17 protein-coding genes and 4 pseudogenes are annotated in these 22036 nt (G+C 60.8%); 15 read left to right on the forward strand and 6 right to left on the reverse strand.

Annotated features, from left to right (window positions below; genetic code table 11):
- Nucleotides 1–161: 161 nt before the first annotated feature.
- From ABID58_RS35515 to fixL, 5 genes and pseudogenes are all read right to left on the reverse strand, one after another.
- Nucleotides 162–1376: pseudogene (locus ABID58_RS35515) on the reverse strand (NAD(P)/FAD-dependent oxidoreductase); the annotation flags it as partial.
- A gap of 187 nt (nucleotides 1377–1563) precedes the next feature.
- Entirely contained in the window at nucleotides 1564–2262 is a 699-nt protein-coding gene (locus ABID58_RS35520) for a helix-turn-helix domain-containing protein (RefSeq protein ID WP_187437203.1), read from the reverse strand.
- Between the two features lie 103 nt (nucleotides 2263–2365).
- A complete protein-coding gene (locus tag ABID58_RS35525) occupies nucleotides 2366–2788 on the reverse strand; it encodes a response regulator (RefSeq protein WP_317242853.1) in 423 nt (140 codons plus the stop codon).
- 44 nt (nucleotides 2789–2832) lie between these two features.
- A complete protein-coding gene (fixJ, locus tag ABID58_RS35530; RefSeq protein ID WP_354037546.1) occupies nucleotides 2833–3450 on the reverse strand; it encodes a response regulator FixJ in 618 nt (205 codons plus the stop codon).
- A gap of 3 nt (nucleotides 3451–3453) precedes the next feature.
- Nucleotides 3454–4971: a sensor protein FixL gene (gene fixL / locus ABID58_RS35535; protein WP_354037547.1), complete on the reverse strand. Its 1518-nt coding sequence runs from the start codon at nucleotides 4969–4971 to the stop codon at nucleotides 3454–3456.
- Between the two features lie 264 nt (nucleotides 4972–5235).
- On the opposite strand from fixL, the pseudogene ABID58_RS35540 reads away from it, so the two are divergent.
- The 13 genes and pseudogenes from ABID58_RS35540 to ABID58_RS35600 form a co-directional block, all read left to right on the forward strand.
- Nucleotides 5236–5454: pseudogene (locus tag ABID58_RS35540) on the forward strand (putative universal stress family protein); the annotation flags it as partial.
- Nucleotides 5455–5490: 36 nt separating this feature from the next.
- Nucleotides 5491–5916, forward strand: a complete 426-nt coding sequence (locus ABID58_RS35545; RefSeq protein ID WP_085399671.1) for a CBS domain-containing protein — start codon at nucleotides 5491–5493, stop codon at nucleotides 5914–5916.
- Between the two features lie 209 nt (nucleotides 5917–6125).
- Entirely contained in the window at nucleotides 6126–7775 is a 1650-nt protein-coding gene (gene ccoN, locus ABID58_RS35550) for a cytochrome-c oxidase, cbb3-type subunit I (protein WP_354037548.1), read from the forward strand.
- A gap of 10 nt (nucleotides 7776–7785) precedes the next feature.
- Nucleotides 7786–8520 carry a cytochrome-c oxidase, cbb3-type subunit II gene (gene ccoO / locus ABID58_RS35555; protein WP_354037549.1) on the forward strand — a complete coding sequence of 245 codons (735 nt, stop codon included), beginning with the start codon at nucleotides 7786–7788 and terminating at the stop codon, nucleotides 8518–8520.
- A 13-nt stretch (nucleotides 8521–8533) separates the two neighbouring features.
- Nucleotides 8534–8698: a cbb3-type cytochrome c oxidase subunit 3 gene (locus tag ABID58_RS35560; RefSeq protein WP_085399669.1), complete on the forward strand. Its 165-nt coding sequence runs from the start codon at nucleotides 8534–8536 to the stop codon at nucleotides 8696–8698.
- Nucleotides 8699–8704: 6 nt separating this feature from the next.
- On the forward strand, nucleotides 8705–9580 hold the full coding sequence (gene ccoP / locus ABID58_RS35565; RefSeq protein WP_354037550.1) for a cytochrome-c oxidase, cbb3-type subunit III: 876 nt from the start codon (nucleotides 8705–8707) through the stop codon (nucleotides 9578–9580).
- 110 nt (nucleotides 9581–9690) lie between these two features.
- Complete coding sequence (gene ccoG, locus ABID58_RS35570) at nucleotides 9691–11157, forward strand: cytochrome c oxidase accessory protein CcoG (protein ID WP_354037551.1); 1467 nt, start codon at nucleotides 9691–9693, stop codon at nucleotides 11155–11157.
- Between the two features lie 18 nt (nucleotides 11158–11175).
- A complete protein-coding gene (locus ABID58_RS35575) occupies nucleotides 11176–11667 on the forward strand; it encodes a FixH family protein (protein WP_354037552.1) in 492 nt (163 codons plus the stop codon).
- Between the two features lie 11 nt (nucleotides 11668–11678).
- Entirely contained in the window at nucleotides 11679–13868 is a 2190-nt protein-coding gene (locus ABID58_RS35580; protein ID WP_354037553.1) for a cation-translocating P-type ATPase, read from the forward strand.
- The gene (ccoS, locus tag ABID58_RS35585; RefSeq protein WP_085399664.1) at nucleotides 13868–14029 is read left to right on the forward strand and encodes a cbb3-type cytochrome oxidase assembly protein CcoS; all 162 of its coding nucleotides are present in this window, start codon (nucleotides 13868–13870) and stop codon (nucleotides 14027–14029) included. The genes ABID58_RS35580 and ccoS overlap by 1 nt, the downstream gene beginning before the upstream one ends.
- 533 nt (nucleotides 14030–14562) lie before the next feature.
- Nucleotides 14563–14962 (forward strand): annotated as a pseudogene (locus tag ABID58_RS35590) (hotdog domain-containing protein).
- A gap of 45 nt (nucleotides 14963–15007) precedes the next feature.
- Nucleotides 15008–15401: pseudogene (locus ABID58_RS35595) on the forward strand (hotdog domain-containing protein).
- A 198-nt stretch (nucleotides 15402–15599) separates the two neighbouring features.
- Nucleotides 15600–15821 (forward strand): hypothetical protein, encoded by a 222-nt coding sequence (locus tag ABID58_RS35600; protein WP_354037554.1) that lies wholly within the window; start codon nucleotides 15600–15602, stop codon nucleotides 15819–15821.
- A 697-nt stretch (nucleotides 15822–16518) separates the two neighbouring features.
- Here ABID58_RS35600 and ABID58_RS35605 read toward each other — a convergent pair.
- Nucleotides 16519–16812 (reverse strand): hypothetical protein, encoded by a 294-nt coding sequence (locus tag ABID58_RS35605; RefSeq protein ID WP_354037571.1) that lies wholly within the window; start codon nucleotides 16810–16812, stop codon nucleotides 16519–16521.
- Nucleotides 16813–17353: 541 nt separating this feature from the next.
- Here ABID58_RS35605 and ABID58_RS35610 point away from each other — a divergent pair.
- A complete protein-coding gene (locus ABID58_RS35610; RefSeq protein ID WP_354037555.1) occupies nucleotides 17354–20554 on the forward strand; it encodes a hypothetical protein in 3201 nt (1066 codons plus the stop codon).
- A gap of 100 nt (nucleotides 20555–20654) precedes the next feature.
- Entirely contained in the window at nucleotides 20655–22028 is a 1374-nt protein-coding gene (locus ABID58_RS35615) for a hypothetical protein (RefSeq protein WP_354037556.1), read from the forward strand.
- Nucleotides 22029–22036 lie beyond the last annotated feature (8 nt).

Raw genomic sequence — 22036 nt, forward strand, 5'->3', positions numbered from 1 at the left:
CGCCGACCGCAAACGAGGAATCCGCCAACAACCCGTCCGTTCCACCAATTCAACCCGCTCCACCACGCAGGTTTCATGGAATCGGTCGTCTAGTTTGATGCCGGATGGCCCTGCCTATGATTTTAGACCCTTCCGATGGCTTCAAGGTTGTCACCAACCAGAAAACGCTGGCGTTCAACGGCAGTGACCGGCAACGGCAAATCGTTCTCCGCGATCTGCCCCAATACGTACGAAGCCAAAACACTGCCAAACACTGTGCCTGGTGCGATTCCGCGGCCGTTATAGCCACTGAAACCGATGACGTTGCGATCCAGCTTGTGAAGCCGGGGCAAGTTGTCCGACGTCATTCCAATCATGCCGAACCAGCCGGCTTCAAACTGGACGCCCCGAAGTCCTGGAAAAAGCTTGCGCAGCGATCTTTGGGCCCAGGCCCGGTGAATAGATTGCCCCATTCCCTCAAGCGCACCAACACTGCCAAACACGAGTCGCCCGGAGCGATCGAGGCGAAATGAAGAGAGGACCTATCGAGTGTCCCACACACCCTGCCGCTCAGGCAGGATCGACTTTCTCAGATCGGCGGCAGAGAAGGCGTGGCAAAGTTGAAATAAGGCAGTTGAATCTGTTCCTGGCGTACCTCAGACCAAAGTCCTTTGCCATAAGCATCCGTCGCGACGACCACCCAGTCGGCCTCTACAGAGCCGGTTTCGGTGCCGACTCTCCAGCGCAAACCGTTGTGTTGCGCCACGATGGCCTCGCTTTGCGTAAATATCCTGGCTCCCATAGCAAGCGCGGCCCGCGCTAACCCTCGCGCATAGGCCAATGGCTGTATGGTGCCGGCGCGGCTATCGAGCAGCGCGCCGGTGTAGTCGCCACCGCCTACTTTTCTGTGTGTTGCCTCCGCATTTAGCACCAAGGCAGGCGCTCCACGCTTCTGCCACTGTTCGGCACGGGCCTCAATCTCCTCCAGGCCCTTACGTCCGACCGCACAATGTAAAGTGCCGGCACGTTCCACTTCACATTCGATGTCGTGCTTTTCGATGAGTTCGAACACCGTCTGCGGTCCGCGCCCGAGTTGTTCAAGCAACCGTTCTCCAAACGGCGCGCGGAGCGCGTCCGGAAGCGCGTCAGGCATGAGCCACATACCACGCATTCACGAGCCCGACGTTCCGCCCGGAGCCGCCGAATCCTATTTCAGACGCCTCCAAAAGCGCGACACGCGCCCCACCTTCAGCAAGATGAAGGGCCGCCGACAGCCCCGTATATCCACCGCCAATCACGACGATATCCACTCCAGTTTCACCGGTAAGGGGAGCAGTTTCAGGCGCTGGTGGCGCAGTCAGAGCCCATAGTCCGTGTGATCGTCTATTGTTTCGCATCCGCCAATCTTGATCGACCCGAGGTCCAGCAGCTACGGTGAATACCGGTAAGCTCTGGCGGACCTCTCTAGTATGCAAAACTGACGCCGGCCAGGTGCTAGTTTCTCACTACATCATGCTCGGGGCGCAATGAATAGCCGCCATCGGGCCAAGTCGCGGAGGAGAAACATCGGCCAGGTGAAAGCGATCAGGCGTCGAGATTGTGCAGGTGCTGGCGGTTGCGCAGCACGATCTGGCGAGCGCCCGAGAAGCCGAGTATGCCCTTTGCGTGAAGCTGCGAGAGCGCGCGCGACACGGTCTCGAGCGTGAGGCCCAGATAGTCGCCGATATCGCGCCGACACATCGGCAGCGCCATCATGTTGGCGACGGCGAGGCGGCGATCCATTTCGAGCAGGAAGGTTGCAACACGCTCCATCGCCGTCTTGCGCCCCAGCAGCAACATGTGATCTTCGGCGTGACGCAGCTCGCCTGCCGTCATGGCCCAGAGCTTGCGCGCGACCTGTACGTCGGTGCCGGCGACCCTTTCGAGGCTAGCCCGCTCCACGAGGCGCACGCTTGTGGCGATAATCGCTTCGGCCGCAAGGCGATGCGTCTGGCCCGGTTCGAGGCCGAACACGTCACCGGGAAGGTGGAATGCGCCGATCTGACGGCGGCCGTCGGAGAGCAGCTTGTAGCTGCGCACTGCGCCGGAGACCACCTGATAGACATATTCGGCGGGCTCGTCTTCGCCGTAGATCTCCTCGTCCTTGCGATAGGAGAACTCGGTGGCAACGAGGCCGGCATGTCCCGCGATCGCGCCGAACTGGTCGGAAACGGGACGCGCGGGAGCGATCTTACCGCCGATTTGGGTGTTAATCGCCTCGGTCTTGAGCGTCTGGGTCAGCATCTGCGCCATCTCCGTTGTGATGGTGCATTGGTATGCCGGATCGTACGGTCCGGAAATTTCGAGCGATATCTTAAGGAGGTTTACCTACGGAGAATCCCGGAGGTCAGTGGCCGCGCCTGTCCTGGATGGCATGGCAGATGCATTTCGCGAGGCTTTCATCGAGGAGCGGCTTCAAAATCACGTCCTTGATCCCTGCCGCCGCCGCCCGTGCTGAGATATGTCCGTCCGGATAACCCGTGATCAGGATCACGGGCGTGTCTACGTCGGATTGGCGCAGCCGCCTGGCCAGCTCGATGCCATTGATGTCAGGCATCTTGTAGTCGATGACATAACAATCTGCGCGGGGCGGGTTCGTCGCATTGAGCAGCGCCGTGGCATTCCTGAAGGTCCGTACGGCAAAACCGTCGGTTTCCAACAGGAACCGCAGGGAGCCCAGCACGGCGGCATCGTCATCGACAACATAGACGGTGAGCTTCGCCGATGACGCCATTGGGAGCCGCTGATGGTGCGAGCCGATCTCGATCATGCTGATTGGCTAGCACAGGGCCAGCGCAAGGGCTTTGACCTGACTCAATCCTTGATCAGGCCGGCGCGCATCGCCAGCCGCACCAGCTCCGAGAGGCTGTTGGCCTGCATCTTGGTCATCACATTGGCCCGGTACACCTCGATCGTGCGCGGGCTGATATCGTATTCGCGGGCGATCAACTTGTTGGAGAGGCCTGCGATCAGTGCCTCCATGACCTGCCGTTCGCGCGGGCTCAAGGAGGTGACGCGGGCGGCGATGTCATGGGCGACGGCCTCGTTCTTGGCGACCGGTTCGGCCTGGCGGATAGCGGCTTCGATCATGGTGACGAGGCGGTCGTCCTCGAATGGCTTCTCGAGAAAGTCGACCGCACCAAGCTTCATCGCCTCGACCGCGAGCGGCACGTCGCCGTGACCAGTCATGATCAGGATCGGAAACGGACTGTTCTGCGCCTTCGTGCGCTTGAGAAGCTCGATTCCGTCAAGGCCCGGCATGCGGATGTCCGAGACGACGCAGCCGAAGGCGAGGCCGGGCAGGGCGTCGAGGAAACTTAGCGCGTTGTCGAACAGCGTGACGCCAAAGCCCGAGGAGTCCAGCAGGAAGTTCAGCGAGTCCCGCATCGCCTCGTCGTCGTCGATGACGTAGACATGTCCCTTGGTCGTCATGAATCAGGTCTCATCGGCTGCTGGGAGGGTGAAGCGGAATGTCGCGCCCCCCGATGCGTTGCTTTCGGCCACCATGCGGCCGCCGTGAGCCTCGATGATCGAGCGGCTGATCGACAGTCCGACGCCCATGCCGGTCTCTTTGGTGGTGAAGAAGGTCTGGAACAGATTTGGAATGACGTCGTCCTGAAAGCCGGAACCGGTGTCGGACACCTCCACCTCGATCATATCGTCGCTGACGCGGGCGTTGGTGACGGCGAGCTCACGCCGTGGCGACTGCGCCATCGCTTCCAGCGCGTTGCGGAACAGATTGACCAGCACCTGCTGGATCTGCACGCGGTCGGCAAGGACGAGATCGGCGTTCGGATCGAGGCTGAAACGGAGCTGCACGTTCTGCTCGCGTGCGCCGGCTAGTCCCAGCGCGCCGGCTTCCTCGATCAGTTTGGACAGGGTTTCGACCCGCTTTTCGGACTCGCCGCGGGAAACGAAGTCGCGCAAGCGCCGGATGATCTGGCCTGCACGCACAGCCTGCTCCGAGGCGCGATCCAGCGCGCTCTCGATCTTCGGCGTGTGCGGATCGGTACTGCCGGCGAGCAGTCGCCGCGAGCCCTTCATGTAATTGCTGATCGCCGCCAGCGGTTGGTTCAGCTCATGCGCGAGCGCGGACGCCATCTCGCCCATCGCGCTCAGCCGCGAGACATGGACGAGCTCCGACTGCAATTCCTGGAGCCGCGCCTGGGTCTGCTGATGCTCGGTGAGGTCGCGGACGAACCCGGTGAAATAAGGCTCGCCGCCCGACTGCATCTCGCCGATCGACAGGTGCATCGGGAAGGTGGTCCCGTCGCGGCGTCTGCCGGTGACGATGCGACCGATGCCGATGATGTGCGGATCGTGGCTGGAGCGATAGCGGGCGATGTAGCTGTCATGGCGGGCGCGGTCGGGCTCCGGCATCAAAATGCTGACGTTCTGTCCGATCGCCTCGTGCTCGGACCAGCCGAACAGCCGCTCCGCGGCCGTGCTGAACAGCTGGATGATGCTGTTGCCGCCGATGACGATCATCGCATCGGGAATGGTGTGTAGGATCGAGCGGAGGTGAGTCTCGCGGGTGCGCAGCGCCTCCTCGACCTGCTTCTCCTCGTCGATGTCCAGAAAGATACCGCTGAGATGACGGGCGGCGCCGGCTTCATCGCGAATGACTCCCGCCCGGGCGCGGATCCATTGCCCACTCTCTGATTCGCCTACGACCCGGAAAGACAGGTCGAACCCGCCGCCCCGCTCGGAGACGCGCTTGATCGCCGTCTCGACCCGCTCGCGGTCCCCGGGCTCGAGGCGGGACATAAACAGGTCGTAGCTCCGCGGCTGGCCCCGCGCGACGCCGAGCAAGATACCGGCGGTTTCCGACCAGTCCAGCTCCCGCGTGTTGAGGTCGAGATCCCAGGTGCCAACGCCGAATCCTTCGATTCGGACGCGAAAATATTCGCCGCGAGCGTCGTCTTGTGGATGCGTGACGCGGCTCGGCGACAAGCTATTGCTCCCATTCTCCTGCGGCGGGTTCCGTGCCGTGAAGATGGCTGCAATTTCGCCCAAGGCCGGGCCGGAGGCAAGTTCGGATGTCTGATTTTATTGGCGGATTTCTTCCAGCTGGCGCGACGAAATTTGATCTACCTCATCCCGCCTTGCGTCGGCGCGGCTAGATTCCACCGCATCTCGCTGCCCGGAGGCTCCCGATGACATATGCGACAGTGATGGTCAGCCTGGCGCTCGATCAGCCCAAAAACGGCCGTCTTCTGGCTCGCCCGCCACGGCGTCGCTGCTAGCACGCGCATCGCGGAAGTCGGGAGAAACGAAACCGCCGCCGTGCAATTGGAGAAGATCGCCCATGACGTCGGTGCCGGCCTGATCGTCGCCGGCGCCTGCGGTCATTCGCGCTTCCGCGAGCTGATCCTCAGCGGCGTTACGCAGTATCTTGTGATGCAATCCGCCCGCTGCGTGTTGCTGTCGCACTGACGGCCGGCGAACCCAGATGAACGAGGAGGACGCGCCGTGTACAAGTTTCTTGAGCAGACCGTCGACGGCTACATGACGCGCGACGTCCGGATGGTGAAGCGCGATCTCGACCTGCTCGAACTCAGCGAGATGTTCGAGCGCGACGATTTCAACTCCTATCCAGTCGAGGACGACGGGCAGGTCGTCGGCATCGTCACCAAATTCGACATCCTGAAGGGCTTCGCCCTCACGCCGAGCCAGATGCTGCCGCGCTATCACGATCTGACGAGCCGCAAAGTCGGTGACGTCATGGCGCCTGAATTCATTTATGTCAGTTCCGACACCAAGTTGACGCGCGTGCTCCAGATCATGGTCGAGCACCGCATCAGGAGCGTCATCGTGCTCAACAGCCGCCAGAAGCTGGTCGGAATCATCGCCCGTGAGGACGTCATCGCCGCACTCAAGGCGACCGCGCGCGACTGACAGGCCGTCCGCAAATCGCTCGACTTGAGCTCCATGATTTCACGCAAGCGGTGGTTACCGCGCGCTGCGAGGAGCGCGAGCGGTTGATATCGCTCTCCGACCAGCGGCTGCTTCACATTAACAGAAATTCACTGACCTTGATTTCAATCAAGTCCCCGCGAGGTTGAATGTGGTTTCTGGCGCTGTGTTTCTTTCGAAAGAGAATCCGCATGAGCCAGCCATCTATCTCAAAATCCATGACAACAGGTGAAAGCGGCCTGGCGCTCGTGTTTGCGGTCACCGCCTTCCTCTGCTTGATCGCCTCAGCCAAGGCGCTCGATGCGCCGTTCGCGTTCCATGCCGCGCTCAGCGCGGCGGCGAGCCTGGCCGCGGTGTTCTGCATCGTCAACCGCTACTTCGATCGGCCGGCAGAGCTGCCGCCGGCGGAGATCAACGGGCGCCCCAACTACAATATGGGGCCGATCAAGTTCTCGTCCTTCATGGCGATGTTCTGGGGCATTGCGGGCTTCCTTGTCGGCCTCATCATCGCCTCGCAACTGGCCTGGCCCGCGCTGAACTTCGATCTGCCCTGGACCAGTTTTGGCCGCTTGCGGCCGCTGCACACCTCGGCCGTGATCTTCGCCTTCGGCGGCAATGTGCTGATCGCGACATCCCTCTACGTCGTACAGAAGAGCTGCCGCGTGCGGCTTGCCGGCGATCTCGCGCCCTGGTTCGTCGTCGTCGGCTACAACTTCTTCATCCTGATCGCCGGCACCGGCTATCTGCTCGGCGTCACCCAGTCCAAGGAATATGCCGAGCCGGAATGGTATGCCGACCTCTGGCTGACCATCGTCTGGGTCACCTATCTGCTCGTGTTCCTCGGCACAATCATCAAGCGCAAGGAACCGCACATCTTCGTCGCGAACTGGTTCTATCTCGCCTTCATCGTGACGATCGCGGTGCTGCATCTCGGCAACAATCCCGCGCTTCCAGTCTCGGTGTTCGGCTCCAAATCCTACGTCGCCTGGGGCGGCATCCAGGATGCCATGTTCCAGTGGTGGTATGGCCACAACGCGGTCGGCTTCTTCCTCACCGCCGGCTTTCTCGCCATCATGTACTACTTCATTCCGAAGCGTGCCGAGCGGCCGATCTATTCCTACCGTCTGTCCATCATCCATTTCTGGGCGCTGATCTTCCTCTATATCTGGGCAGGTCCCCATCATCTGCACTACACGGCGCTGCCGGACTGGACGCAGACGCTCGGCATGACCTTCTCGATCATGCTGTGGATGCCATCCTGGGGCGGCATGATCAACGGCCTGATGACGCTGTCGGGTGCATGGGACAAGCTGCGCACCGATCCCGTGCTGCGCATGCTGGTCGTCTCCGTCGCCTTCTACGGCATGTCGACCTTCGAAGGCCCGATGATGTCGATCAAGGTGGTCAACTCGCTCAGCCACTACACCGACTGGACCATCGGCCACGTGCATTCCGGCGCGCTCGGCTGGGTCGGCTTCGTCTCCTTTGGCGCGCTCTATTGCCTGGTGCCGTGGGCCTGGAATCGCAAGGAGCTCTACAGCCTGAAGCTCGTCAACTGGCACTTCTGGATCGCGACGCTGGGCATCGTTCTCTACATCTCGGCGATGTGGGTGTCCGGCATCCTTCAGGGCCTGATGTGGCGCGCTTACACCTCGCTCGGCTTCCTCGAATATTCCTTCATCGAGACCGTCGAGGCGATGCATCCCTTCTACATCATCCGCGCCGCCGGCGGCGCGCTGTTCCTGATCGGCGCTCTGATCATGGCCTACAATCTCTGGATGACCGTTCGCGTCGGCGAACAGGAAGTCCAGATGCCCGTCGCTCTTCAGCCGGCGGAATGAGGAGTTTTGCATGTCGTTCTGGACACGCCACCAAGTCTTCGAAAAGAACTCGATCATCCTGATCGCCGGCATCCTGCTGGTGATCGCGATCGGCGGCCTCGTCGAGATCACGCCGCTGTTCTACCTCAAGAGCACGATCGAAGCGGTCGACGGGATCAGGCCCTACACGCCGCTGGAGCTCGCGGGCCGCAATATCTACGTCCGCGAGGGCTGCTATCTCTGCCATTCGCAGATGATCCGGCCCTTGCGCGACGAGGTCGAGCGCTACGGCCACTTCTCGCTTGCCGCCGAGAGCATGTTCGACCACCCGTTCCAGTGGGGATCGAAGCGCACCGGGCCTGATCTTGCCCGCGTCGGTGCCAAATATTCCGACGACTGGCACGTCACCCATCTGACCAACCCGCGCGCGATCGTGCCGCAATCGGTGATGCCGGGCTATCCGTTCCTCGGCGCAACCGAGGTCGATTCCGAGACGATCGCCGACCACATGCGCACGCTACGCACCGTCGGCGTGCCCTACACCGACGACGAGATCGCCAACGCCGGCGCCGACATGAAGGCCCAGGCCGATCCGGACAATGCCGGCACCGACGCCTTCAGCAAGCGCTACGCCAAGGCCGTGGTGCGCAATTTCGACGGCAAGACCGGCACGCCGACCGAGATGGACGCGCTTATCGCGTATTTGCAGATGCTCGGCACGCTGGTCGACTTCAAGATCTACAACGAGAAAGCCAATCTTCGCTGAGAAGGCATCACCGATGAAAGCCATCCTGACACTCGACAATCTCGCCTCCAGTCTCGTCACCACGATCTGGACGCCGGTCTTCGTCGCGATCTTTCTCGCGATCATCACCTACGCATTCTGGCCCCGCAACAAGGCTGCGTTCGACGAAGCGGCACGCCTGCCGTTGCGGGAGGAGTAAGAGATCATGACCGATCATCATGGCGACATCGATTCCGTCTCCGGCAGGTCCACGACCGGGCACGAGTGGGACGGCATCAAGGAGCTCAACACGCCGCTGCCGCGCTGGTGGGTGATTACGTTCTACCTCACCATCGTCTGGGCGATCGGCTACTGGATCGTCTATCCGGCCTGGCCGCTGATCTCCAGCAATACCACAGGACTGTTCGGCTACTCGACACGCGCCGACGTCGCGGTCGAGCTCGCCAATCTCGAGAAGATCCGCGGAGCCAAGATGGTGGCGCTGGGCGCGGCCTCGCTCGCCGACATCGAGAAGGATCCCGCCTTGCTGGCGCTCGCCCGGGCCAAGGGCAAGACCGTGTTCGGCGACAATTGCGCGCCGTGTCACGGCAGCGGCGGCGCCGGCGCCAAGGGCTATCCGAACCTGAACGACGACGACTGGCTGTGGGGCGGTACGCTCGACCAGATCATGCAGACCATCCAGTTCGGCGCGCGCTCCGGCCACGCCAAGGCGCATGAAGGCCAGATGCTCGCTTTCGGCAAGGACGGCGTGCTGAAGCCGGACGAGGTCGTCACGGTTGCCAACTACGTGCGGTCCTTGTCGGACCTCCCGACCCGGAAGGGCTATGACGCCGCCAAGGGCGAGAAGATCTTCGCAGACAATTGCGTCGCCTGTCACGGCGACGGCGGCAAGGGCAACCCGGAGATGGGCGCGCCCAACCTGACCGATAAGATCTGGCTCTACGGTTCCGACGAGGCAACCCTGATCGAGACCATCAGCCAGGGCCGCGCCGGCGTCATGCCGGCCTGGGAAGGGCGGCTTGATCCTTCCACCATCAAGGCCATGGCGGTCTACGTCCACTCGCTGGGCGGCGGAAAATAGTGGATCAGCGAACGACGGGGGCAAACAAAAGTGCCCCCGTTTGAGCAGGATCAACTGACGCGGCGGCGCCGGGTCTAGGTTTAATCGCACCTCTCGAGACAAATTTCGCGATGAACAAGCCCGTGAACCCGAACGACCTCACATCGGACGACGACAATGGGCCGCTCTACGTAGCCCAGAAGAAGGTGTATCCCCAGAGCGTTTCCGGCACCTTCCGCCGGATCAAATGGGGCCTGATGGCGCTCTGCCTCGGTGTCTACTACGTCCTGCCTTTCGTGCGCTGGAACCGCGGCTTCGGCGCCCCCAGCCAGGCGGTGCTGATCGATCTCCCCAACAGCCGCTTCTATTTCTTCTTCATCGAGCTGTGGCCGCAGGAGGTCTATTACTTCACCGGCCTGTTGATCGTGGCCGCAGTGGCGTTGTTCCTGATGAACTCGGTCGGCGGCCGCATCTGGTGCGGCTATCTCTGCCCGCAGACGGTGTGGACCGATTTGTTCTATGCCGTCGAGCGTCTGGTCGAAGGCGATCGCCGCGAGCGGATGAAGAAGGACAAGTCGTCCGATCCGATGAAGCTCGAGCGCATCTCCGAGATCGTGCTCAAGCATTCGATCTGGCTCCTGATCGCCTGGTGGACCGGCGGCGCCTGGGTGCTCTACTTCAACGACGCGCCGACCCTGGTGAAGGAGCTCGTCACCTTCCAGGGTCCGATGATCGCCTATGTGTGGATCGGCATCCTGACTGCGACGACCTATGTGCTGGCCGGCTCCATGCGCGAGCAGGTCTGCACCTATATGTGCCCGTGGCCGCGGATCCAGGCCGCGCTCACCGACGAATGGGCGCTCAACGTCACCTACCGCTACGACCGCGGCGAGAAGCGCACTTCGGTCAAGAAGGCTATCGAGCTGCGCGCGCTGGGCGAGCACGCCGGCGACTGCGTCGACTGCTACCAGTGCGTCGCGGTCTGCCCCACCGGCATCGATATCCGCAACGGGCCGCAGCTCGAATGCATCCAGTGCGGCCTCTGCATCGACGCCTGCGACAACGTGATGACCAAGATCGGCCGGCCGAAGCGCCTGATCGGCTACGACAACGACATCAACATCCATCGCCGCCAGGAAGGCAAGGCGCCGCTATATCGTGTCGTCCGTCCCCGCACCGTCGTCTACAGCGCGATTATCGCGGCCGTCGGCGGCTTCATGCTCTACACGTTGGCGACGCGCAGCCTGCTCGACGTCAACGTGCTGCACGACCGCAATCCGGTCGCGGTCAGGCTCAGCGATGGCTCGATCCGCAACGCCTATACAGTCCGACTCCTGAACAAGAGCGGCTACGAACGCGTCGTCGCGATCGACGCGGATGGTCCGGTCAACGTGACGATTCATGTCGTCGGCGTGGATTCGGTGACGCCGGACCGGCCGATGATCGTGATCGCCCGCGACTCCACCAGCGAGCTGCGGCTGCTCGTTACCGCGCCGGCGGACAGCAATCCGGAGAAGTCGACCCCCGTTCGCTTCCACGTCACCGATATCGGGCTCGGCGAGGTCGCCTCCGCCACCGATAATTTTGTCGCTCCTTGAGAAAGTCCGGAGTTCGCCATGGCATCCGCACCGAAGCCGCTGACCGGAACGAAGGTGTTCCTGATGCTGGTCGCCTTTTTCGGCGTCGTGATCGGCGTCAACGTGACCATGGCGAAGCTCGCGATCGCGACGCTGCCCGGGACCGACGTCGACAGCCCTTACGCTGCGGGTCTCGCCTATGACCGCGAGATCTCGGCGGCGCAGGACCAGGCCGCGCGCAAATGGCGGGTCAACGCCCATATCGAGCGGCGCGCCGATGGCGGCGCCGTGCTTCAGGTCGAAGCGCGCGATGCGAGCGGCCAGCCGATCGCCGGACTGAAATTCGGCGGCCGCCTGGAGCGGCCGACCGACAAGCGCGCCGATCTCGCGGTCGAACTCTCCGAGGCCGGCGTCGGCATCTATCGCGGCAGCGTTGCTTCCGTCGCGCCGGGCCAGTGGGATCTCGTGATCGAGGGCGACGCGCGGGGCGAGCGTGTGTTCATGTCGCGCAACCGCGCGATCCTGAATTGAGAGAACACGCCATGCAGATGACGCGGGATTTTTCGCACTATGTCCGGGCTGCGGGCGAAGGCCTCCAGCACATCGATCTCGCCGTCGAAGGCGTGCATTGCGCCGGGTGCATGGCGAAGATCGAGCGCGGGCTGTCCGCCATTCCCGACGTCACGCTGGCGCGCGTGAATCTCACCGACCGGCGCGTCGCGCTGGAATGGAAGCAGGGCACGCTCGATCCGGCCCGCTTCATCGATCGGCTCGAAGAGCTCGGCTACAAGGCCTACCCTTACGAGACCGAGAGCGCGGAGGCGACCGAGGTCGCCGAATCGCGCTTCCTGCTGCGCTGCCTCGGCGTCGCCGCGTTCGCCACCATGAACGTGATGATGCTGTCGATCCCGGTGTGGTCCGGCAATGTCTCGGACATGCTGCCGGAGCAGCGCGATTTCTTCCACTGGTTGTCGGCGCTGATCGCGCTGCCGGCGGCGGTCTATGCCGGCCAGCCGTTCTTCCGCTCGGCCTGGCGCGCGCTGTCGGCCAAGACCACCAACATGGACGTGCCGATCTCGATCGGCGTGTGCCTTGCGCTGGGCATGTCCGTGGTCGAGACTATCAACCACGCCGAGCACGCCTATTTCGACGCGGCGATCATGCTGCTGACTTTCCTCCTGGTTGGGCGCTTCCTCGACCAGAACATGCGGCGGCGGACCCGCGCGGTCGCCGGCAATCTCGCCGCGCTCAAGGCTGAGACCGCGGCCAAGTTCGTCGGCCCCGATGAAATCTCGCAGGTGCCGGTCGCCGCGATTCATCCCGGCGACATCGTGCTCTTGCGGCCCGGCGAGCGCTGCGCCGTCGACGGCACCGTAATCGAGGGGCGTTCCGAGATCGATCAAAGCCTGATCACCGGCGAGACGCTCTATGTCACGGCCGAGCACGGCACGCCGGTCTATGCCGGCTCCATGAACATCTCCGGCACGCTGCGGGTGCGGGTCTCGGCGGCCTCCGAAGCGACGCTGCTCGCCGAGATCACGCGGCTACTCGACAACGCGCTCCAGGCGCGCTCGCGCTACATGCGGCTCGCCGACCGCGCCTCGCGGCTCTATGCGCCGGTGGTGCATGCGACCGCGCTGATCACCATTTTGGGCTGGGTCATTGCGGGCGCAAGCTGGCATGATGCGATCGTTACCGGCGTTGCAGTGCTGATCATCACCTGTCCTTGCGCGCTCGGGCTTGCGATTCCGACGGTGCAGACGATCGCCTCGGGCGCGATGTTCAAGTCCGGCGTGTTGCTCAATTCGGGCGATGCCATCGAACGCCTCGCCGAAGTCGACCATGTCATCTTCGACAAGACCGGCACGCTGACGCTGCCGGATCTCGAAGTCACGAACGCGGCCGATATTCCGGCAGATATCCTCGATCTCGCCGGCCGGCTCGCGTTGTCGAGCCATCATCCTGTCGCAGCTGCGGTGGCGCAGGCTGCGGGTGCCAAATCGCCCATCCTCAGTGCGGTCGAAGAGGCCGGGCAGGGCGTGCGTGCTGTGGTCGATGATGTCGAAATCCGACTCGGCCGTCCGTCTTTCTGCGGTGCCGAGGCATTGGTCAGTGGCACCGATCTCGATCCAGAAGCGTCCGTCGTGGTCTTCAGCAAGGGCGGCGAAAAGTTCATCCTCTCCGTGCGCCAGGGCCTGCGTCCGGATGCGCAAGCGGTGATCGCGGCGCTGAAGGCGCGCAACATCGGCATCGAGATCCTGTCCGGCGATCGCGAACCGGCGGTGAGGGCGGCGGCCGACGCCCTCGGCATTCCCGAGTGGTGCGCCGGCGTCACCCCTGCCGACAAGATCGCGCGGATCGAGGAGTTGAAGCAGCGGGGCGCAAAGGTGCTGATGGTTGGCGACGGCATGAACGATGCGCCCTCGCTTGCGGCAGCTCACGTCTCGATGTCGCCGATCTCGGGCGCGCATCTCAGCCAGGCGACCGCCGATCTGGTCTTCCTCGGCCGGCCGTTGGCTCCGGTCGTCGCGGCGATCGACTCTTCGTGCCAGGCGCTGCGCCTGATGCGGCAAAACCTTTGGCTTGCGATCGGCTATAACGTCCTGGCGGTGCCGGTCGCGATCAGCGGCGTGGTGACGCCCCTGATTGCCGCGGCGGCCATGAGCGGATCGTCAGTCCTGGTCATGCTAAATTCGCTGCGCGCACGCAGCACTTCGCGGGAGATCGCGTGATGGAAATTCTGGTGATCCTAGTTCCGCTGATGCTGGCACTCGGAGGTGCCGGTCTCATCGCCTTCCTCTGGTCGCTCCGGAGTGGCCAGTATGACGATCTCGAGGGCGCAGCGTGGCGGGCCGTCGGCGAGGACCGGCCGCCGGAGGAGGCGCAGGGTTAGGGCTAGGTGTGGTCTTTCCAGAGGTTGTCCATCTGGTCTGAACCGAGCAAGCTGAGGTTGCGAAGCTTCAGTGTTCCAAGAGAGACCAGATGAAAGTCCAGAAGGCGCCTTTGACGCCCACCGAGAGGCGATGGTGCGGAGTGTCGTCCAGGGCGGGCTGAGCAAGGCCGACGCCCTATCAGTTCAACACGACACGGAAGACCATCGCCAAATGGGTCGAGCGGTTCCGCAGAAGGTGTGGAGCGGCGCATGATCGATCCTCCAGCCCCCCACTCACCGACGAGCCAAGCCCCGCAACCAGTGCCAGGTCATCCAGACGTTGCGCCGGCAGCGCCACACTGGCCTGCAAATCGCAGGCCAAATGGGCAGTTCGTCATCACCCCGAAGATGCGGCCGAGCTTCTAAGTTGTTGATCTCTCTTGAGGGGGCGCGCAGCACCCACGGCGGTGCGCCGGAGCCTCGGACTGCACGAAGCAATCCCACGCGCCTCTGTGCGAGACAATGGGTGCCAAAAGGGAATAAGGAACCGCACCGTGGCAGCCTCTCTTGACGGCGAAATTCGCGACGGCCGCCACCATATGCAGGTCACGCGAATTTTTTGCGCTTCATGGAACGCGGCAGAACGAACTACTTGCGCCTGCTCGGAACGAATCAGCAAGCGCTACTCAAAGAGGCCAAGAACGATGCGCCCGGCTTTGCCTTCGTTGTGCGCTCCATGACAATCGATTTTCTAAAACCGGCGGTCTTGGATGACCTTCTTGACGTCGTACAGTCCTGCAAGCGGTGAGGGGCGCGTCGATTGCCTTGCTGCAGGAATGCAGGCGCGGAGACGATCTCCTCGTCGCGGCGCGCGTACGGGTGGCGTTTATCTCGGCCGGAAAGGCGCAGCGCATCCCGAAGTCGCTGCGGCTCGCTATGGAAGGGCATAGATAAATCTGACGCCTCATTCACGCTTTTGCCTTCCAGCGTCCCAATGAAATCAAGTCATTAGGCTTCTGTTGCGACATCGGCAAACCAGTGTTCGGCCAAATTGTGTATCACGCGAATTTTTTACGCTTCATGGAACGCGGCAGGACGAATTACTTGCGCCTGCTCGGAACGAGTCAGCACGCGCTGCTCCAAGAGGCGCGGAACGATGCGCCCGACTTTACCTTAGGTCCGGTCGATGACAATCGATTTTCTAAAGCCGGCAGTTTTGGACGACGTCGTTACTCTCCCGCAAGAGGTGAGAGGCGCGTCAATTACCTTACTGCAGGAATGCAGGCGCGCAGAGGATATCTTGGTCACGGCGCGTGTACGTGTGGCGTTTATCTCAGGCGGAAAAGCTCAGCGTATCCCGAAAGGCGCTGCGGCTTGCTATGGAAGGGCATAAATGAAATCTGCTCCCCATTCAAGCCTTGGCCGTCGGGCGACAAACGAAGAGGTGCGTCGCGCCGCGGGTCGGAGGCGCATAACTCCTGTGCGCTGTAGCGTGCAAATCGGACAGACCGGATGGGCTGTTGGCAAGCTCGTAGCCTGCCGTCCCCGTGCTCACTTGGCCCCGTGTGCAAAGAAAAAGACGAAGGTCGGCGTGAAGGCGCGCCAGCGCCCGGCCCAGCGCCTTTCCAAACGTCTGCTTGCCGCGCTCGTCGTGGATGAATTTGGCAGCACTGGTGGTCATACCCGCCGCCAGCAGCGCATCAATGCGTGCTTGAATCTCGGGCAGGGACCGAATCTCTCCGGCATCAAATCGCCGGCAAAACTGACATCATCAGCGAGTTCACGCATCGGACCAGCGGATAAGGTCAACTGATGGAGAGTTGCGCCTCAATGTAGCTGTGCTAGTACGCCCACTCTCGAATCGAGGAGCTAAGAGTGGCGAAAAAGGAAGAAGACGGCTACGAAAAAGAAACCTGTGCGTCGTGAATACACGAAGGCTGACGTGAAGGAGCTGCGCGCTCATTCGAAAGCGAAGACTCCGGTTGCGAATATTGCGAAGCTCACAAAGCGCTCCGAAGGCTCACTCCGCCAAAAGGCGCTCAAGCTTGGAATCCGGCTCGGTCATCAGCGCTAGAAGGCGGCATCATGACGCGCTTCAATAGAGTGTTCTCGACCAGAACGTTGTTGCAGATCATCTGCGTTCTTGTCGCTGTTGTCACAATGAAGTTGTTGGGCACTCATTATGACTTCAGCTGGGCAGCCGCAGTTGCGGTTGACCAGAAGAACACCTTGGCAGGCTGAGCAGAAAAAAAGTACGCCTAGTGGCGAGCTATCGCGCGGCGTTCTGGTGGTGGGTTCGGAATACACCCGATTGGGGACCGTGTCACTGTGGGCAACGGTACTCATTGCCCTATGCGCTTTCATTCCCGCAATCGTGTCAATCCGAAGCCAGCGAGAGGTGGCCCGCAAACGAGCCGCGACCGATCACTTATTCAAGTCGGACGATCAGAAGGCCATGGACGCAATCCCGGTCGAGATGCTCGGTTAAATCTGCTGGCCGAAATCTGAAGCTAAAGCGGCTCTGCAGGACGCGAAAGGTTTTGGCTGGCTCTCAACAAAGTCCTTAACGAACGAATAGCCATGCCGTAACCGGTGTTCGAAAGCCGGTAACGACGTTTGGCGTCGGATTGTTCGCCGGCAATCTCGTAATACGCATAGAAATCCTGATTGAAGTAACGGCTAACGTTGTCTTTATGCTTTGGCGGGGCATTCAAAAATGTCGCCTGAATCCGTCTAGCCGTTATCGGCGACGCGTGACTGATCTGCCGCTCGCGGGGCGGATCGTCCAGCTGCTCGACGATCAATGGGCGTCCGGCTACCGCAATGGAGCCGAACCTTGGCGCCGCTTAAGAGCGCGTGGCTTTCGAGGCTCGCTCCGCGTCATCAGTGGCGCAAAAGCTGCGCAGTCAGCCAATCAGGCGCATAAATTCAAACTCTAGTCGGACTAAATTGAGAAACTTTGACTTCAAGGTACGGTACGTTGACCGCGCCGGGCCTGTCCGACGGCGAGTAGGGCGAAGACGATCTATCGAGTGGAGACCGAGGAATGTTGTACGCGTGTGCTTGCCGCGTGGACTGGCAATGCAGCCAACGAGTTCGTCATAGTCTCGGGTATCCGCGTCGAAAAACTCTTGATTCACCGTCGACAAAGCCGGATTGCTACTGTAGGTTAAGTCATCAATTTCGACGCTCTTCTCGCGAGCGCGCCATAATTATTTTGTTGCAGGTCCCCTGTATGTCCACGGGCTCGATCCTGTTCGGTACCAGCAGCACGAATGTCCGGAATCCGCTGCTGCTTTGCTAACTCCGTGAGTATCTCCGCAAGCCTCTTAGGGAATTGATGCGATGACTGTGCGCGAACAGCTCTTTGCCCTGTTACGCAACCTCCGGTGGATGATTGTCCTGTCGGTAGCCATCTCAATATTGCTATATCTGCCAGATCAGATCCAGGAGCTCTATCGGATAGCCGCTGACGACATTGGTTGGGTGACCGTCAGGGAGTTCTCCGCCCTGGGCGTGATTGCCGTAACGATCTGGGCAGGCGCGTTTCAGCTCACAACTGCGTCCCTGCCGGAAATTGCCCACGCTACGGGCCGTTTGGCCTTTTACATAAGACTTGCGCCCGTTTTGCTTGGGGCACTGCCGATAATCGCCGCGACGGCAGGTCAATTCGCGTCGCGCCCAGCGAGAAAGGTCGGTGAGGTCGAGGAAGTCGGAAGTATCTTCCGCATTCAGGACCAGGCGCTCGCGTTCGAGCGTAACATACTGCTCATCCTCGCAATCGCCATGCTGATCATGCTCGTCTGCTTCGTGATATTTACGTGGCGGATGGGATCAAGAGATCGATCGATTGATCTCGCGAGCCGCGCCAACAATACCTACTTCATCCGCTACAGGTTTCTCGCGCTCACGATCGGCGGCATCGTCCTGTTGACAACAGCATTCATTCTGCTGCCGGATAGGCTCGCACAATTTTTCGGATCGTTCGGCGTGATCGCTCTCTTTGCGGTTTGCGTCGTTGGTCTCACCGTCCACTTTGCCTTACTGACGATCAAGTTTACCTTTCCATTTATACCGGTTGTCTTTGGCGGCTTGTTTCTGCTTGCCTCCTTGTTGGGAGGCGACGACCACGAACTGCGCACCGCCGCTGAAGCAAACAGCCTGCCAAAAGACGCGCGCATGTCCGCGGTCGCGGCGTTCCGTGAGTGGCTCTTACAGAAGCCGCGGCTGGCGGAAGCCAGGAGGCTCGGCGAATATCCCGTCTTCATTGTCGCGGCTCAAGGAGGAGGTATCTATGCTGCGAATAATGCGGCGCGGTTTCTTGCGAGAATGCAGGATCTTTGTCCGGCATTTCGACAGCATCTGTTTGCGATAAGCGCTGTCTCCGGAGGCAGCGTCGGTTCCGCCATCTTCGCCGCTGCGCTCCACGCCGAGAATGCGTCCCTTGATTCGAATGCCGCCGACGGAAAGACATGCCCGAAAATCGCGGACTTTCTGGCCGGTGTCGGACGAGTCCAAGATATTGATGCGCCTGGGCCGGTGGAGCAGCGCGTTGCAAGCGTCTTGGCGACCGATTTTCTTTCGCCTTTGGTTGCCGGCTTCCTGTTTACCGATTTCACTCAGATGTTTTCTCCGGTCGCGATCCCCGCCTTCGATCGCGCGCGTTTTCTGGAATATACTTTGGAGAACGCCGGCGACAAAATGCTCGACAGCCACAAAGGCACCGGCGATCAATCCAATCTGCTAAGGGCCGACTTTCAGTCCCATTGGACAGTCGGCAACAACATGCCGGCGCTGTTGTTCAACACGACAGATGCCGGCAGCGGTAAACGGGCCGTCATCTCTCCCTTCGATTTCGATCCGCTACACCCGAATGACACGGACCTTTGTGTTCTCGCGGGACTCGAACGCGTGGCAACGGGGGCCGACCAAACGGTCAAGAGTCACTCACTTCGGATCTCGCTCAGCACAGCCGCATTCACGAGCGCGCGATTTCCATGGGTGACACCGGCAGCGACCGTCTCATTGAAAAATGACTGCATAACCACTAACCCGCAGGCGCGCCTGGTGGATGGCGGATATGTGGAGAATTCGGGGATCGAGACCGCGCTCGACCTGATTGAGAAGCTTAACAGCATCAAGGGCACTTCTGACGCGCCAAAATTCCGGATCTACCTGCTGTCCCTGGTGAGCGGGCAATTCGGTGATCATGGTTCATTCATGTTCGGTGAGCTCATGGAGCCGGTACGCGCGCTCTTGAGCACGCGAAGCTCCCGAACCTATGTCGCGCTCAATCATGCAACCAGCATCGATCGTCGGCCGGACGCGGAAGTCACCCCCAGCGTACAGCGTTTTCCAACCTTCGGCCGAACCGACATAACAGGCTTGTTCTATAGCCTTCCGCTCGGATGGACGTTGTCCCAGAAGACCGAAGATATCATCTCACTGAGCAGTGGCCGGTTTTGGGACTGCGTCCCGAAGGACGACTTCGATCAGTCCCGCCAGCGGCAGAGCAACGCTGATTGCCTGCAAGTGAAGTTGTTTCATCTCCTGAATGGATCGGTTGCGTCCGCATTTGAAACGCTCAAAGACGCCAAACTCGCACACGCTGCCTACGCCGACGAGCTCGCCAAGGAATATCGACCAACTCCAAAGATCAAGCCGCAGCCATTGCTTGCCTGCTATGAGAGCAATTGGTTGCAAGAGCGAGGTTATGAGAAATATCAGGATAAAGTCGCCGCCTACGCGCACCAGCTGACTGAATCGAGCAAGGACCATTCGCCGGCCCCTTCACCTGTTCCGCCATATCGCAAGAGCTATATGGCATATTTTCAGGCCGAGCAGGTCAAAGCCTTGTTGCAGGAATGGGATCGCGTCGAGGAGACGGATCCCCGCATCCTGGCCTATATTCTGGGATCAGTCTCCTACGACAGCTCCGACTTTACGCGCAGCAGCGAGAACTTCTCTTACAGCGCGGTTTCTCAACTCCCGCAGAAATGGCACGATCGCATCGACAAGAACAACGCAAAGCTTGTGGCCGCAAACAGGCCGCCCGTCGACGTGAACTCATTGCTTAACCATCCCAAGGAGTTGGCCAACTTCGTTCTTGGTTACGACGGCAACCCGTTCGGAAACCAGCCAGGAACGGATGACGGATGGCTGTTTCGTCCGCGAGGAATGTATCAATTGGTCGGGCGTGAACAATATCAGGATGCGCAGAGGCAAACGCAACAGCTTGACGAGCTGGAAGGACTTGATCTGCTAACGCTTCCCGACGCGCTAAGGGATGCAAAGATTTCAGCCAAGGTGACGTTCGCTCACTTTCGAATCAGTCCTTACGAAAACCATCAGACACTGTTCGAGTTGCTGAAAGATCGTGCGAAGGATTGGACGGCCGTGCGTGTGTTGCAGACGGACATGGAACATGCCCCGGCTGACGGCGCGCGCGTCAATGCAAGGAGTGAGATGTTCCTCGGCTGTATCGAGGAGGCGTTGCATCCGACGAAAATCAAGACCCTGCAAAGCCAGTTCTACGGTGAGGAATGAGAAGCTTGAGCCGCCGGTCCGTTTTGCTTGTTGAGTGAACGTTGCGTCGAGATTTCGACGACTGATATTTGAACTTGTTCGTCTCAAAGGGGGACTGCCAATGACGGCAAGGGGTGAAATGTGCGGAACAAGGTTTCGTCGACGGCTTTCAAGACTGTTTGCGGCGGGGGTGGTGTTCGTCACGGCTTTGGGGGTGGGAGCGGCTCCGGCGCAAACGGCCGCAAAGCCGCTTTCGCCCAACGATGTGTCCATCCTCTTCCCTCCACCGCGGTCGTCGGCTGACCTGGCCAATCTGATCGCGGCATCCGATCTCGCCGGCCCCACAGGATCTCCGCAGCGACTTTTTTCCGACGCAGACTTTGCACGCTTTATCGCCAACGCCGAGAATCCCGAGCGTCCGGGAGTGCCCGACTCAGGTGTACGCCACATCCAGCTGCCCGATGCCGTGAAAAAGATCGACGCCTGGTTTGTTGCCGGCATCAGAATCGACCCGGGAGCGCCGGGATTGTCGCCGGATGTCATTGCCCAGTTTGGCCGACAACCGCAAATCCGCCTCATCATTCAGCCGGTAACCAATGGACCAGACGGATTCAAAGTTCATGACACCGCCGGCCACCTCATCTTTAGCTTTAACCTCGACCCGGATCCGCCTCTCGACGGTTGTGCGCCGTTTCCGCGGTTCAAGCCGGACGATGAAGCCTTCAAGGCAATCATTCGCGACGTCGCGACCTTGCGCGATCAACTTGCAGCCGGACATTTTGGCAATGTCAAAGTCTCGACTGCTGGTGATCTGAATGTGCATCCGGGCCTTGTTGGGGCATCGGCAAAGGCGTTTCGCGATGCACTCAAGGCCCTACTCGAGAAGCATCTTTCACCGCAGCGCCTCAACACCATGGCTGTCATGGGCATCTCGCCGCCCGAGCCCTGGGTTTTCGTCTCGATGTTAAGGGTCCCGCAGGCTGGCTTAATACCCGTGCCTGGTCCGACGCTTGATGGCGTACACGCAGCGCAGATGTTCAGCATCATCGGCGGAAAACACGTCGTCCCCCAGCCGATTACCAACAATCAGAGTCCGATCACCTGTCGTCACGCTGCATTGCAAAATCCGCCATTAGCAGCCGCCGATCGCAAGGGTGTTTCGACATCCGAGTTCATTGATGGCAACGTGCCCAACAGTCGCATACTCGAAATCGTCAATATCATTGCCGACCCGAAGAAAAGCCACTTCTTCAATACCGATTGCGTCAGTTGTCACACCGAGACGGCGCAGCCACTCGCCAGGAACGTTCCAAACTTCGCAGTGCCAGGCGTGAACCGAGCAGTCTTGCCAAAGGAAAACTGGAATGTTCGCAATTTCGGTTGGTTCCCATCGTTCTTGCAGGGCGGGCCGGCGGCGGCGACGATAACGCGACGCGCGGCAGCCGAGACGGCCGACGTGGTCGCCTTCATCAATAGCCAATTGCTGAACAAGTAATATTCGCT

This window comes from Bradyrhizobium sp. S3.2.6 (genome assembly GCF_040546885.1).
Taxonomy (GTDB): domain Bacteria; phylum Pseudomonadota; class Alphaproteobacteria; order Rhizobiales; family Xanthobacteraceae; genus Bradyrhizobium; species Bradyrhizobium cytisi.